At 52.6% G+C, this 15,164-nt stretch carries 10 protein-coding genes; all 10 read left to right on the top strand.

The features are described 5' to 3' along the window. Positions 1–196: 196 nt before the first annotated feature. The 10 genes from ACSF8X_RS04685 (at position 197) to ACSF8X_RS04640 (ending at position 15,160) form a co-directional block, all read left to right on the top strand. Positions 197–1,282 carry an AI-2E family transporter gene (locus ACSF8X_RS04685; protein ID WP_047879631.1) on the top strand — a complete coding sequence of 362 codons (1,086 nt, stop codon included), beginning with the start codon at positions 197–199 and terminating at the stop codon, positions 1,280–1,282. Positions 1,283–1,381: 99 nt separating this feature from the next. Beyond that, the gene (rsmC, locus tag ACSF8X_RS04680) at positions 1,382–2,401 is read left to right on the top strand and encodes a 16S rRNA (guanine(1207)-N(2))-methyltransferase RsmC (RefSeq protein ID WP_500850799.1); all 1,020 of its coding nucleotides are present in this window, start codon (positions 1,382–1,384) and stop codon (positions 2,399–2,401) included. Positions 2,402–2,683: 282 nt separating this feature from the next. Continuing rightward, entirely contained in the window at positions 2,684–6,070 is a 3,387-nt protein-coding gene (locus ACSF8X_RS04675; protein WP_500850798.1) for a hybrid sensor histidine kinase/response regulator, read from the top strand. A 642-nt stretch (positions 6,071–6,712) separates the two neighbouring features. Next, a complete protein-coding gene (locus ACSF8X_RS04670) occupies positions 6,713–8,392 on the top strand; it encodes an ABC transporter substrate-binding protein (RefSeq protein ID WP_500850797.1) in 1,680 nt (559 codons plus the stop codon). A gap of 137 nt (positions 8,393–8,529) precedes the next feature. Then, positions 8,530–9,516 carry an ABC transporter permease gene (locus ACSF8X_RS04665; protein ID WP_047879628.1) on the top strand — a complete coding sequence of 329 codons (987 nt, stop codon included), beginning with the start codon at positions 8,530–8,532 and terminating at the stop codon, positions 9,514–9,516. 2 nt (positions 9,517–9,518) lie between these two features. Then, entirely contained in the window at positions 9,519–10,544 is a 1,026-nt protein-coding gene (locus tag ACSF8X_RS04660; RefSeq protein WP_047879627.1) for an ABC transporter permease, read from the top strand. Beyond that, positions 10,544–11,515, top strand: coding sequence for an ABC transporter ATP-binding protein (locus ACSF8X_RS04655; RefSeq protein ID WP_047879626.1), 972 nt, complete (start codon positions 10,544–10,546; stop codon positions 11,513–11,515). The genes ACSF8X_RS04660 and ACSF8X_RS04655 overlap by 1 nt, the downstream gene beginning before the upstream one ends. A gap of 25 nt (positions 11,516–11,540) precedes the next feature. Further along, a complete protein-coding gene (locus ACSF8X_RS04650) occupies positions 11,541–12,536 on the top strand; it encodes an ABC transporter ATP-binding protein (RefSeq protein ID WP_047879625.1) in 996 nt (331 codons plus the stop codon). 10 nt (positions 12,537–12,546) lie between these two features. After that, complete coding sequence (locus ACSF8X_RS04645; RefSeq protein ID WP_500850796.1) at positions 12,547–14,280, top strand: glycoside hydrolase family 9 protein; 1,734 nt, start codon at positions 12,547–12,549, stop codon at positions 14,278–14,280. After that, complete coding sequence (locus ACSF8X_RS04640; RefSeq protein WP_500850795.1) at positions 14,273–15,160, top strand: glucosamine kinase nucleotide-binding domain-containing protein; 888 nt, start codon at positions 14,273–14,275, stop codon at positions 15,158–15,160. The genes ACSF8X_RS04645 and ACSF8X_RS04640 overlap by 8 nt, the downstream gene beginning before the upstream one ends. Positions 15,161–15,164: the final 4 nt, after the last annotated feature.

The raw sequence follows: 15,164 nt of genomic DNA, 5'->3' as shown, positions 1-15,164 counted from the left end.
GGCAAGGGCAACCAAAACCCAGACGGCCAAGGGGATCCGCCGCTTTTTCTTGTCATCACAACCGCAGTCACAGCAACCCATCATCCACCCTTCGTAGAAATAATCCCCGGGAATACAGCGAATTGATTACCTGTTTCTTGCCGGGGTGTTGTAATCTTAACCACAAAAAACTTTAACCGCTCAGAAGGATACCGCTGTGCCCAAGCCATTTAAAGTGGAATCGCGCCATTGGGTGCTGATGCTTGCACTTGGCCTCGCCGCTTACGCCAGTTACCAACTTATCGCTCCCTACCTCGGGCCGATTGTGATGGCATTTATCATCTCGTTGTTGTTCCACCCGCTCCACTGCCGGATCGACCGCCTGATGCCCCGCTCCCCGAATATGTCGGCGGTACTATCGTGCTTCATGCTGACGGTGATCATCGTCATCCCGATGCTTGTGGTATTCAGCTCCATCCTCCATCAGGGCACGACCTTCTCGCGCACCAGCTATGATTGGCTGACCAACGGCGGGGTACACGATGTACTGTCCCACCCTTATGTGGTCAAGCTGCTGGCATTCCTTGATAAGTATCTGCCTTTCGAACCGCTGGACACCCAAGCGATGGTGCAGAAGATCGCCGGGATGGCCTCCAAATTCGGCGCCCAATTACTCAATGTCAGTGCCAAGTTCCTCGGCGATGCCACAGGTTTCGTTGTCAACTTCATGCTGATGCTGTTTGTGCTGTTCTTCCTGCTCCGCGATCATGACAGCATTGTCTCGGCAATCCGCCATGTCCTGCCGCTATCGCGCAGCCAAGAAGATGCCGTCCTCAACGAAGTGGAAAAAGTGGCTAAATCAGCGGTGCTGGGATCGTTTCTGACCGCACTTGCCCAAGGTTTTGCCGGTGGTTTCGCCATGTGGATGGCAGGCTTCCCGGGGCTTTTCTGGGGCTCGATGATGGCGTTCGCCTCGCTGATCCCAGTTGTCGGCACCGCCTTGATCTGGCTACCTGCGAGCCTTTACTTACTGCTTATCGGGCAGTGGGAATGGGCGCTGTTCCTTGCCGGTTGGGGCGCGATAGTCGTCGGTTCTATCGACAACTTCCTGCGGCCATTACTGATGCAGGGCAGCTCGGGCATGAGCACCCTGCTGATTTTCTTCTCGATCATCGGCGGCCTCAATGTCTTCGGCCTGATCGGCCTGATCTACGGCCCAATTATTTTTGCCGTGACACTGGTACTATTCAAACTCTACGAGGTGGAATTCCAAGACTTTCTCCGCCATCAAGACGAGAACTGATTGGCTACCACTGGCCGGGGACTCCCCCGGCTTTCCTTAGGGCGTGATTTGTGGAACAATTCGCGCCCCAAATGACCGATGATTCTACCCGAGGCCGTTATGACCTACAGCGCTGCAAGCCAAGTGGCTGCCCGCCAAATCGAGTTCTTTGACAACCGTAAAGTACTGGTTGCCGGAGAGCTGTCTGATACCTTCCCGATCGAGCTGACTCGGGTCGCACAGTCGGTAACTGTGTTTACGACCAATTACGGTTCATACCTCAATCTTGCCAAGCACCCGGCACTAACCGCCGTATTCGGGGCCTGCTTCGAGCAAGAGGCCGACATCGACATGGTGTTGCTGTACTGGCCGAAGGCCAAGGCTGAGGCCGAGTACCTGCTTGCCATGCTGATGGCAAAATTCGGACCGGGGACAGAAATCTGTATCGTCGGGGAAAACCGCAGTGGTGTGCGAAGTGCAGAAAAACTGTTTGCCGACTACGGCAGCTTGACCAAATACGACTCAGCCCGCCGCTGCAGTTTCTACTGGGGTCGCTGTGACAATGCCCCTGCGGAATTTACCATCTCAGACTGGTTCCGCAGCTACCCGATCAAAGTCGCGAATACTGAACTGACTATCCGCTCCCTGCCGGGGGTATTCAGCCATGGCGAGCTGGATTTAGGCTCCAAGCTGCTACTTGAGACCCTACCTTCTCTATCCGGCCGCGTCCTCGACTTTGGCTGCGGTGCCGGCGTTATCGGTGCGGTAATGAAAGCCAACAACCCTGAGATCGAGCTGACGTTGTGCGATATCAGTGCCCTGGCGATTGCATCGGCAGAAGAAACTTTCCGAGCCAACCAGCTTGAGGCAAACTTCCGTCCGACCGACGTTTTTGCCAATATTGACGGAGCGTTCGACTATCTGATCAGCAACCCGCCTTTCCATGCCGGGCTGAAAACCTTCTATGCGGCAACGGAAGACTTCATCGCCCAGTCACCGGCGTACCTGACTGATGCAGGCCAACTGCTTATCGTCGCCAACAGCTTCCTGCAGTACCCGCCGCTGATCGAGGCAAGCCTGGGTGAGTGCAACACTGTGGCCAAAAACAATAAGTTCTGTATTTACGCCGCAAAAAAATAAACCAAGACGCCGGTATTCATACCGGCGTTTTACTACCGACCTGGCCATCTGGGTTAAATAACCCTCAAACTACCGTTAAATCCGTCAATTTTGTGTGGCGGCACACGCTTCAATCATCACTTCCTTGCCTGCAAAAAAAAACTCCGTATAAGGGTATATTGCTTCCTCCGGCCCGGCGCCTTCCGTTAATTCCGTCAATCTTGGCGTTGGAAGCTATCACCTAGATATCAATATTAATCAAAAAGTTAATACCATAAATTCACTGGTAATTCAGGCACAGGAATGCAGAATACTACTCGCTTCAAACGTCTTCAGCATACGCTGATGTTGGCCTTTCTGGTTCTCAGTATCACCCCCCTTATCCTCTCTGCGCTTTTCTTCCTCCGATCGCACAGCACCGACTTGGTCCAACAAAGCACCAATCACTTGGCCTCCTTGCTGGACAATCAGAAAAAACAGCTCAGTGACTTCTTTACGGCACGGGAATCAGAAGTACAAAGCTTTGCCCGCTCGGAACTCGCCAATGCCAGCGGCGGGCGTTTCTACGGGCTCGTAGGGGCATATCACCAGCTCGGCGACATAAATGCCCAGCTCAGCAAAACAGGTCGGGCGCGCTATTTCAGCGAAACACTGACGACCAAGAGCAACTTGACCCAGACCGCCAGCAACTATGTCGGTCATGAACGCTACCGACTGATGTATAAGCGCTACAACTGGGCTTACGACGAGTACCTCAAACGCTCGAACTTCAGTGATATCCTATTGGTTGATCTAAAAGGGAATATTGTCTATTCCGCTTACACCCCCGAGATGTTCAGTATCAACCTGGATCAAACGACGCAGCCCTATCCGGCCCTGAGCAAGACCTTTGCCGCTATCAAGGCCAAAACCGAAAGTAGCAGCAACGAGCCGGATCAGGTCCCAGTTGTCTTTACTGACTTCAGCACGGAGCCTGGGCAGCAAGATCTTGCCGCTTGGTTTGCCGCCCCCATTATTCAACAGGGGTACCTGCATAGCTATGTCTTCTTCCGGCTCGACAACCATGTCATCAGCGAGTTGCTTGGGACCACCAGCAATGGGGCCCACTCAGTCCAGACCCTGTTAGTCGGCCAAGATCACCACTCTCGGCTGCCAGCCACTGCCAACGAGCCCAAAACCTATTCAAGCCAAAGTATTGATCAGGCGCTGTCGGGCAACCACGGTGTCGGCAGTTTTACCAACTTCAGCGGTATCTCGGTACTGAGTGCCTTTTCCCCGGTCAAAATCATGGGGAGCGAATGGGCGCTGGTTGTGGAATTGCCGGAAAAAGAAGCCTTTGCTCGGATCCACCAGCTAGAAATCATATTCCTCGTCGCGATGGTAACGGCAATTATTCTGGTGATTATCGCCTCGCACTGGCTCTCTAACTCGATCACAGCCCCTCTGCTGCGTCTGACCTGGGCCGCCGAACGCGTATCGGCCGGAGATATGGATCAGAAAATAGAAAGTACCGACCGCAGCGATGAAATCGGCCGACTGGCAATCAGCTTTGCCCGGATGCAATCATCAATCAGGGAAAAAATGATCCTGATCCGTGAGCAGAACACCAAGCTTGAACACAACCTCCAGCTTATTCAGCAAAAGAACAATGAGCTGCAAACTGCTGACAAGCTCAAAGATGAGTTCCTCGCGACGACCTCCCATGAACTCCGCACCCCTTTGCATGGCATGGTCGGTATCGCAGAGTCGCTGCTCGCTGGTGCCAATGGCCCCGTCCAGCGCTCCCAGCGACGCCAGCTGGAAATCATGATCAACAGCGGCCAGCGTCTCACCAACTTGGTGGACGATCTGCTCGATTACCACAAAATGCGCTACGGCGACATGGATATACAAAAACAAGCCGTCGACGTGGCCTCGGCCGTCCGTCTGGTGCTTGAGTTGTCCGGGCACCTGCTTGGCAGCAAACCAGTCAGAATTATCAATCAGATCCCTGATGACCTGCCACCGATTGCCGGCGACGAACAGCGCCTGGAACAAGTCCTTTATAATCTGGTGGGCAATGCCATCAAATACACTTCTGAAGGCAAAATTATTTTGTCTGCCACCATGCTGGAAAACCAGCTACGGATTCAGGTCGTCGATACCGGACAGGGGATCCCGCCCGATCAGCTCGAACATATTTTCGAGCCGCTGACCCAAGCCAATACCCACTCGGCCCAGTACCGTCAGGGATCTGGCCTTGGACTGTCAATAAGCAGACAACTCATTGAATTAATGGGGGGAAGGCTTTATGTCAGCAGCCAGCCGATGATTGGAACCACATTCAGTTTCACTCTCAACCTTGCTTCAAAGCAAGAAATCGCCGAGAGCCAGCTCAACAGCCGCAACCAGCATTTTCAGGCTCCAAACTGCGAAACGGCAATCAATGATATTGATGATATCCCGGAAAACCCAGACGGTGATTTATTGCTGGTTGTCGATGACGAGCCGGTGAACCTGCAGGTATTGAAGAACTTCCTCCGGCTCGAAGGATACCGCGTTGCAACGGCAGAAAGCGGCCCGCAGGCGCTCAAAATGATCGAGGAAAACCCACCAGCCCTGTTGCTGCTCGATATCATGATGCCGGATATGTCCGGCTATGAAGTCTGCGAGCAGCTTCGCCAACGCTACAGCATGACTGAGCTGCCGGTCATCATGCTGTCGGCCCTTGGCCAGGTGCAGGACCGGATCCGCGGATTCGAATCCGGGGCCAATGACTATCTCACCAAGCCATTCAACAAAGAGGAGCTCACTGCCCGTATAGGCGCCCATCTCAAGGCGGGACAAACCGAGATCCAGCGCAGGGAGAACCAACGCCTAGCCGAGGAAATTGCCCGCCGCGAGGCTGTCGAGGCTGGCCTGCTAGAGACCCAAAGCCGCCTGCTCGGGCTGTTGGAGTCCACCAATGAAGCTATTATCTGCATCCAGAGTGGAGGAAGGATTCGCTATGCGAACAGTGCTGCCGGCAAACTGTTTAATCGCTCACCCGAACATATCGAACGCCACCATATCGAAGATATTCTGGCTACCCACCTGCCGGAGGATATCCACACTCTGCACCATTTCCACGGCGAACTGATGTTCCGGATTGGCGACTCGCTCACAACGCTCAATACTGACGTCATCAACTTGCCGGAAGCCTCTGGCCTACAACGGATGTTCATCTTCGACAACCAAGGCCAAACTGACAGCCACCGGATTGAAGTGCTAGAGAATGCTGTTGATGTCCTTTCCGACTATGCCTTCAATGGCGACAAGGGCAACCTAGAGAAACTCCGCCACTTAGGAGACGAATTTCAGAATATTGCCAACAAGCTGGGAGACGGGGGCAAAAGCAAGCAAGACACCATGCGCGATCTGGTTGTTGATGTCATGAAGCAAACCCTCAAGCACTGGGAAACCTGCACCGGAAAAACAAAGTTTGACCTAGCCGAAGAAAGCGGGCTGTGGCGGGTGTACCTTGATCGAAGCACCCTACAAACTCGGACCCTTGATAAGTACCTCCACTTAGAGAGTCTACCCAAGACCCCGCGCTGGCGTAACGTACTTAGCACCGTAGATTTTGTTTTGGACCGCTGCCCGGCATCCTCTCCGGCGCAACAGCAGCTCAATCAGGCCAAAGAGCGACTTCAGCAGCTCATCAGTCAATAGCCGCTAAGCCCACTTCTGCGCCCATGTCCCCTCTCTTTCAAGCCCGTCTCTGACGGGCTTTTTTTCGACCCAAATTAATACCCCAAAAACGGAAAAAAGCGCTTTCCTACCCCCTCTAGACAGTGTTCAAAAACACACCGATTTGTCGACAAACCCCGTAGATAACGGCCATAACGCTGAAATGTTTCAGGTTATGAGAAGCCAATCACAACAAATCCAAGGCAAAAATTTTCCGCAGGCAAATAACCATAGAAAACTCACTTGTTGCATTCTCGCCACAAACCAAGATTTTAAGTTATTGTTTTATAATTAAATATTTTACAAAAAGAAATGAAACAGACTTTAGTGTCAAACCTATAAACGTGATATCCAGCACAGGAGATCGCCAGTTTCGAGTCAGATCACAGTCCGAAATTTACGTTTTTGACGGTACCGGCTAAGAATTTAACGTTTTTAACGAGAAACCTGATTGACCGTTTTGACAATCAGGAGTCTCCTTAGGGCACACAGAGCCTACAAGGCCATTTGTTCGGGAATGTTCCACCGCTTGAACAAAGTAGGGTCTGCAACCCCGTTGATGTCGATACTAAGACGGGCTTTTTCCAAACAAGTGAAACTAAAAGCAAAGAGTAAGGAACAGCTATGCTTGCCAATATAAAGAAAACCCAGTTAGCGCTAGCCGTTGTAGCAGCAGCTTCAACAATGTTAACAGCCCCAGTGGCTTCAGCTGCGGATCGCACTGAGCTAACAATGGTACCTAAGTTCTACCCAACCTTTGTACGTAACTTCAACCCGTACCTACAAACTCAGCTAGACACTACCTATGACTTCATTTTCGAGCCATTGGTTGTGTTCAACGAGCTGAAAGGCAATGAGCCAGTCATGCGTCTTGCAAAGAACTACTTCATGACTGATGACCTAATGAACGTCACCTTCGAAATTCGTGATGGCGTGAAGTGGTCTGACGGTAAGCCTTTCACTGCGAAAGACGTTGCGTTCACATTCGACCTTCTTAAGAAACACCCAGAGCTTGACCGTACCGGTATCAATGCCCGTCTGAAAGGCGTGAAGGCACAGGGCGACAAAGTAACCTTCAGCCTAACTGAAGCGAACTCTAACGTTCCTTACCTGATTTCTAAAGTGGCTGTTGTTCCTGCACACGTATGGAGCAAAGTGAAAGATCCAACGCGCTTCACCAACGAAAACCCTGTTGGTACTGGTCCGTTCACAGAAATCGACACGTTCACTCCTCAGCTATACACCCAATGCCGTAACCCTAACTACTGGGATAACGCTAACCTAGACGTTGACTGTCTACGCCTGCCTCAGGTTGGCGGTAACGACCAGTTCCTAGGTCAGGTACTAAGCGGTCAGTTCGACTGGTCTTACGCTTTCATTCCTGATGTGGACAGCACATACGCAGCAGCGAATCCTAACAACAAGTACTGGTACCCAGCTGGCGGTACTCAGGCATTCATGTTGAACTACAACACGCCTAACAAGGGTAACCACGAAGCGATCAATGATATTGATTTCCGTCGCGCCTTCTCTATGGCTATCGACCGTGAAACTATCATCGACATCGCATTCTACGGCGGCGGTGTAGTGAACGACTACGCATCTGGTCTGGGCCAGGCATTTGCTTCATGGTCTGACAACGGCGTGTACGAGAAATACAAGCCATTCATGACTTACAACGTTGCAAACGCCAAAGCACTTCTTAAGAAAGCTGGCTACAAAGACACCAACGGCGATGGCTTTGTTGAAACGCCAACTGGCAAGCAGATCGAGCTTTCTATCCAATCACCAAACGGTTGGACAGACTTCAACAACACAGTACAGCTAAGTGTTGAAATGCTTCAGGAAGTCGGCATCAAGGCGAAAGCCAGCACACCTGACTTCTCAGTGTACAATCAGGCAATGCTTGACGCGACTTATGACGTGGCTTACACCAACTACTTCCACGGTGCAGATCCATACACCTACTGGGATAGCGCGTACCACTCACGCTTCATGTCTAACGAAGGTATGCCTCGTTTCGCCCTACACTACTGGAAGAACGAGCAGCTAGATAAGCTATTAGATGGCTTCTACAAGACAGCAGACCGTGATGAGCAGCTTGAGATCGCTCACGGCATCCAGAAGATCATTGCAGAGAACCAAGTAACTATCCCTGTAATGTCTGGTGCTTACACATCTCAATACAACACAGCACGCTTCACTGGTTGGTGGAACGAGAAAAATCCGAAAGGACGTCCAATGCCAATCACCAATACCCAAGAGCGTCTACTGCAAGTACTTGACCTAAAACCTAAAGCGTAATTATTCGCGATTTGCGGTGCGCACCTTGCGCACCGCCCTTTCAACCTTCCCCCCTTAGATAGAATCAATGGCCAGTGGTCAGGGAAGAGTGTGTCTGAAATCTGGTTGGAGTAACTGGATAATTTAAGGTGTGAGTTATGGGATTTTTTATACGCAGGCTTAGTTTTTATGGGATTGCGCTGCTGTTCGCAGTAACAATTAACTTTATCATTCCCCGGGCAATGCCAGGGGATCCAGTCACCATGATGTTTGCCAATGCATCGGTACAGGTGACCCCAGAACGTATCGCAGCAATGAAAGAGCTGCTGGGCTTTGTTGATGGCCCGATTTACCAACAGTATCTAATTTACCTGAAAGGGATTTTGTCTTGGGATCTTGGTATCTCAATTCAGACCTACCCGCAAACGGTTAACGATGTACTGGGCAACGCGGTCGGCTGGTCGCTATTCCTTGCCGGTACAGCGGTAATCCTAGCATTCTGTATCGGCTCGAGCCTTGGTGTCTTCGCAGCGTGGAAACGCGGCAGCAAATATGACGCATTCATTTCTCCGGGGATGATGGTTGTACAGGCTGTTCCACCGGTAGTAGTCGCTATGCTGGTGCTCTATACCTTTGCTATCGGTACCAAATGGTTCCCGTCTACCTATGCTTATACCCCTGGTACAACCCCTGACTGGACCAGTCTGGATTTCTACCTTGATGTTGGTTACCACGCCGTACTGCCACTGTTCTGTGCCACTATCATCCAAATCGGCGGCTTCCTGATCAACATGCGTAACAACATGATCAACCTGCTAAACGAAGACTATATCACCATGGCCAAAGGTAAGGGCCTGAGTGAAAACCGCGTCGTCTTCAAATACGCCGCACGTAACGCGATGCTGCCAAGTGTTACCGCCCTGTCGATGGCAATTGGTATGGCCATCGGTGGCCAGCTGATTATCGAAATGATCTTCAACTACCCGGGCCTTGGCACTGTGCTGCTCAATGCCATCAATACTCGTGACTACCAAGTACTTCAAGGCCAGCTGCTGATCATGACTATGTTCATGCTGTTCTTCAACTTCATGGCTGACATTCTTATCGTTGCTCTGGATCCTCGCCTACGCAAGGGAGGCAAATAATCATGAAAGGACTAATCAAGCTACTCTCAGGTAATGCCAAAGCTATGTTTGGCCTAGGTATCATCGCTATCTTCATTTTGAGTGCAATCTTTGCACCTCTACTGACCGAGTTCGCACCGGACAAACGTACAGGCAACCCGCACGAATACCCAGCATTCGTGGTCAAAGCGGCACAAAGCAACCCTGACGGCTGGGTTGCCACCAACCTCGCTGACAGCAAACGTACTTTGCGGATGTCAAAAGACGCAGAGCACGTCATGGGAACAACCCGCATGGGACGTGACGTATGGTCTCAGGTGGTATACGGCGCTCGCACATCACTTGCCGTAGGCTTCGGTGCAGGCTTTATGGTCTGCTTCCTAGCCACCGTGATCGGGGTCTCTGCTGGCTACTTCGGTGGTCGTGTCGATGACATTCTGTCGGCGGCCATGAACGTCATGCTGGTTATCCCGCAGCTGCCATTGCTGTTCGTTATCGCGGCCTTTATCGGCCAGGCGGGCCCGCTCACCATCGCCATCGTGATCGGGATGACCTCCTGGGCATGGGGTGCCCGTGTTGTACGCGCCCAAACCCTGTCTCTGCGTGAAAAAGAGTTCGTCAAGGCTGCCGAAGTACTGGGCGAGTCCTCAGTCCGCATTATCTTCGTCGAAATCCTGCCGAACCTAATCTCCATTGTCGGCGCAAGCTTCATCGGTTCGGTCATGCTTGCCATCATGACCGAAGCCACCCTGTCGTTCCTTGGCTTGGGTGACCCGAACTCCATCAGCTGGGGTGTCATGCTCTACAACGTCCAGACCTCATCATCCATGCTGGTCGGCGCTTGGTGGGAACTGCTTGCTCCATGTTTGGCCCTAACCTTCATTGCAATCGGCTTGGCAATGCTTAACTTTGCCGTCGATGAAATCGCCAACCCACAGCTTCGCTCGCACAAAGGCATGCGTCGCTGGCAGAACATGGCCAAAGAAAACCAGAAACAAGCTCAGGCAACGATTGAGCCTCAGCCAGCCCTTCAAGGGGGAGAGAAGTAATGACAAACCCACAAATTTCAATCCGCAACCTGTGTGTTGACTATATTACCGACGCGGGCGATGTCCGCGCGGTAAACAACGTAAGTTTTGACATCGGTAAAGGGGAAGTCTTCGGCCTGGCTGGCGAGTCAGGTTGTGGTAAGTCAACTGTTGCCTTCTCGCTGATGCGCCTTCATAAGCCGCCAGCGTTCATTACCGGTGGCGAGGTTATCTTCGACGGTCACGGTGACATCCTGAAGTTCAACGAGCATCAGATGACGGCGTTCCGCTGGAGCCAGATCTCCATGGTCTTCCAGAGTGCGATGAATGCCCTCAACCCGGTTCTGACCATGGAAGAGCAGTTCTGCGACGTGATCATGCGCCACACCAGCATGAGCCGTGAACAGGCTGTCCGCCGTGCGCAAGGGCTGCTGGAAATCGTCGATATCCACCCAGATCGCCTGCGTGACTACCCGCACCAGTTCTCTGGCGGTATGCGCCAGCGTCTGGTAATTGCCATCGCTTTGGCTCTCAACCCTAAAATGATCATCATGGATGAGCCGACAACGGCCCTTGACGTGGTGGTACAGCGCGAGATCCTGCAGAAGATCTACGCCCTGAAAGAGGAATTCGGGTTCTCTATCTTGTTCATTACCCATGACTTGTCACTGATGGTCGAGTTCTCCGACCGCATCGGCATCATGTACTCGGGTGAACTGGTCGAGGTCGCGCCATCCAAGCAGATCCTAGAAACCCCGTTCCACCCATATACCGAAGGTCTGGGAAGCTCATTCCCGCCTCTAACTGGCCCGAAAACACGTTTGACAGGTATCCCTGGTAACCCGCTGAACCTACTGGAAGTCCCTACCGGCTGTCGCTTCCAGGCCCGTTGTAGCAAAGCCCATGATGCCTGCTTCAGACAAGCAACACAGTTGCGTCAACTTGAGCCAGGACGTTTCAGTAACTGCCACCTATTCAACAAGAGCAGTTAAGACGGAATAAGAAATAGGAAGCACTATGAGCAAGCCAATCGGACAACCAATTATCGAAGGGAAAAACCTGGTCAAGGATTTCTCTGTAAACAGCAACTCGCTGAAAAAATCAAAGATGCGCGCGATCAACGACGTGTCGTTCAAAATGTACAAAAGCCGCGGCCTGTCCGTGGTAGGCGAATCAGGCTCAGGCAAGTCAACCACAGCCAAGATGATCGCCAAGATGTATGCACCGACGGCGGGGCATATCGAATACCGCGGGCGTGATATTGCGACCATCGAGAAGAAGGCGGATCTGATGGAGTACCGTCAGGGCATCCAGATGGTGTGGCAGGACCCGTTCGGCTCGCTGAACCCAACCCACACCATTTTCCACCATATCGCTCGCCCGCTGCTGATCCACAACAAGGTCAGCAAGGGCAACCAGAAAGAGCTTGAGGACCGTGTGTACAGCCTGCTTGAGCAAGTTGGCCTGATCCCGCCGAAAGAGACCGCGGCCAAGTACCCGCACCAGCTCTCCGGCGGACAGCGTCAGCGTGTCAACCTGGCTCGTAACATCGCGGTTGGTGCAGAGGTCGTTCTGGCTGACGAGCCGACATCAATGCTTGATGTGTCTATTCGTGCCGGTGTCCTCAACCTAATGGAAGAGATGAAGTTCGAACGCGAAATGGCGCTGCTGTATATCACCCACGATATCGCGACAGCCCGCTACATCGCCGAGGACTTGGCGGTGATGTACGTCGGCCATATGGTTGAGTGGGGAGATACTGAAGAGATCATCCACGATCCTCAGCACCCATATACGCAACTATTGGTTTCTGCGGTTCCGGATCCGAAAAAATCCATTCACGAAAAACTCAAGGGCAACAAAGGGGAAATCCCTCTCTGGACACCAGAGAGCCTAGGCTGTCCATTTGCCGGCCGTTGTACGCACGCTTCCGATAAGTGCCGCGAGAAACTACCTGGCGTAACGCAGCTATCTGACAATCACTTTGTCCGCTGCTACCTATACGAAAACTAATGGAGGAAAAATGCAGCTGTTAACCAACCACCTAGGCTATGAGCGCTTCGGCCACAAACACGCGGTTGTCCAATCGGCATTACCTGTCGATGCACACAACGCCGATTTACTCTGTGCCCGCAGCCAACAGCCAGTGATGCAGCTGCCTCTTGAGGCCTGTGGTCCTGTCGACCAATGGCATACAGGCCTCACTTATACCGTTGATTTCTCCGCACTCACCGAGTGCGGGGAATACCAAATCCGTGTTGGTGACGTTTTATCCGCACCGTTTATGGTTGCCGATGGGCTGTTGATGGATCGCACTTTCAGCGATGTTCTGCACTATTTCAAATCACAGCGCTGCGGCGGCAAGTTCGATCTAGCCGACCAACAAGCACCGCTTTTCGGCTCAGACGCTACCATTGATGCACGGGGTGGCTGGTATGACGCATCCGGTGATGTCAGTAAGTACCTCAGCCATTTGTCATTCAGCAACTACTTCAACCCCCAGCAAATTCCGATGGTGGTTTGGAACATGCTTGCATCCTTCGAAATACTGGAACATGAAGAGGCATTTGCCGATTTCAGCCGTATCCGGTTGCTAGAAGAAGCCCTTTTCGGAGCCGACTTCCTGCTACGGATGCAATCTCCGCAAGGTTTCTTCTACATGACGGTATTTGATAAGTGGAGCAAACAAACCAGCCAGCGCGAAATTTGTGCCTACGCCCACCAAAGCGGCGACAAATCCAATCAGTACCAAGCCGGTTTTCGGCAAGGTGGTGGTATTGCTATTGCCGCCCTCGCTGCGGCCAGCCGAACCCTTTCAGGCGCAACAGCCAAGCGTTTGGACTATCCGGCTAACCAAGCCGCTGCGTATCTAGCCGCAGCCGAAAAAGGCTACTGGCACCTTGTAGAGCGCAATAGCCAGTACCTCGATGATCAGGCCGAGAATATTATTGATGAGTATTGTGCGTTGCTAGCCGCCGTCGAGATCTACCGCGCCACCAGCAACCATGATTACCTTGCACAGGCCCGTCACTGGGCAAGCCGCCTGAGCAACAGGCAAATGAGCGACAGTAACCAGAGCCACTACTGGGCAGCCAACAGTGACGGCAGCCGGCCATATTTCCACGCCGCAGAAGCCGGCCTGCCGGTGATCAGCCTGATCCAATACCAAGCCATTGAGCCTGATCAAGAACAGCAAAACGCTATCGGTGAGGTTATTGCCAATGCCGTTGCCTTTGAGCTTGATATTACCAACGCAGTCAGTAATCCGTTCGGCTACCCAAGACAGTACGTTAAGGCGGTCGATGGCCAAAAACACTTGGCTTTCTTCATTCCTCACAACAACGAAACGGGTTACTGGTGGCAAGGGGAAAACGCCCGCCTTGCGTCATTGGCCAGCATGGCATTTCTGGCCGCAGGCAACACCGCCTGCAAGCCTCTGAAACCCGAATTGAAAGCCTACGGCCAAAAGCTGCTGGACTGGATTATCGGCCTGAACCCATTCGATATGTCTATGCTTGACGGTCATGGCCGCAATAACCCTGATTACCTGCCAGAACTTGGCTTTACCAATGCCCGCGGCGGGATATGCAACGGCATCACCTCGGGGTTCGACAACGAACAAGATATCGCCTTCAATCCGGCACCTCACCATCAGGATATCTTGCAAAACTGGCGTTGGGGAGAGCAATGGATCCCCCATGCGGCTTGGTATCTACTGGCCGTGACTCTACAGTTCAAGGAGCGAAACAATGACTAACTCTATCCGCTATTTTGTCGGTGTGGACGGAGGGGGCACCTCTTGCCGCGCAAGGATCACTGACACCAACGGCACGTTTCTCGGCGAGGCCAAAACCGGTAGCGCTAACATTCTCCTTGGCGCCGATATCGCCATGGCATCGATCAACGAAGCCATTGCCACTGCCGCAACCCATGCCGGCCTAGATCAAACAAGCTTTGCCGCAATGTCTGTCGGCCTTGCTCTGGCGGGTGCCGAGCAGAAGTCCGCATGGTACGACTTTATGGCCCAGCCGCACCCTTATGCCAAAGTCACTCTCAATACCGATGCCTATGGCGCTTGCCTCGGAGCCTGGGGCGGCAAAGACGGTGCAATCTTGATAGCCGGCACCGGCTCATGCGGCATTTTCCTCCATCAGGGCGAACAGCATATCGTCGGCGGCCGTGAGTTCCCGATTTCCGATCAAGGCGGCGGTGCTGTTATGGGGCTTCGCCTTATCCAACAGGTATTGCTGGCCCATGACAGGATCCGCACTATCACCCCGCTGGCGGCTTATATCCTTGCGCACTTCAACAACGATATTGATTCGATTGTCGAATGGTCTAAGTCAGCCAGACCTTGTGATTACGGCAAGTTCTCACCGGAAATATTCGAGTACGCCTCCCTCGGGGACGGGCTAGCCATCGAGCTACTGAACCAAACGGCTGCGGACATCGAAATGTGGATGAAGGCTCTGCGCGCCCGCGGCGCAGACCAAATCTGCTTGATGGGCAGTATTGCGGAACGGATCAAGCCGTGGCTGATCCCGCCATTACAGAAATGCATTGCCATCCCTCAAGGCGATGCCATGGATGGTGCGCTGGCAATGGCCGGCGGCAACCATAACCTCTACCCTTTGTGAGATC

It is taken from the genome of Photobacterium panuliri (assembly GCF_059920555.1).
This window is presented reverse-complemented; position numbering and strand designations above follow the sequence as displayed.

Excerpts from the sequence above, each read along its gene's own strand:
- rsmC (WP_500850799.1), top strand. The coding sequence starts at position 1,382 with ATGACCTACAGCGCTGCAAGCCAAGTGGCTGCCCGCCAAATCGAGTTC.
- ACSF8X_RS04675 (WP_500850798.1), top strand. The coding sequence starts at position 2,684 with ATGCAGAATACTACTCGCTTCAAACGTCTTCAGCATACGCTGATGTTG.
- ACSF8X_RS04670 (WP_500850797.1), top strand. The coding sequence starts at position 6,713 with ATGCTTGCCAATATAAAGAAAACCCAGTTAGCGCTAGCCGTTGTAGCA.
- ACSF8X_RS04665 (WP_047879628.1), top strand. The coding sequence starts at position 8,530 with ATGGGATTTTTTATACGCAGGCTTAGTTTTTATGGGATTGCGCTGCTG.
- ACSF8X_RS04660 (WP_047879627.1), top strand. The coding sequence starts at position 9,519 with ATGAAAGGACTAATCAAGCTACTCTCAGGTAATGCCAAAGCTATGTTT.
- ACSF8X_RS04655 (WP_047879626.1), top strand. The coding sequence starts at position 10,544 with ATGACAAACCCACAAATTTCAATCCGCAACCTGTGTGTTGACTATATT.
- ACSF8X_RS04650 (WP_047879625.1), top strand. The coding sequence starts at position 11,541 with ATGAGCAAGCCAATCGGACAACCAATTATCGAAGGGAAAAACCTGGTC.
- ACSF8X_RS04645 (WP_500850796.1), top strand. The coding sequence starts at position 12,547 with ATGCAGCTGTTAACCAACCACCTAGGCTATGAGCGCTTCGGCCACAAA.
- ACSF8X_RS04640 (WP_500850795.1), top strand. The coding sequence starts at position 14,273 with ATGACTAACTCTATCCGCTATTTTGTCGGTGTGGACGGAGGGGGCACC.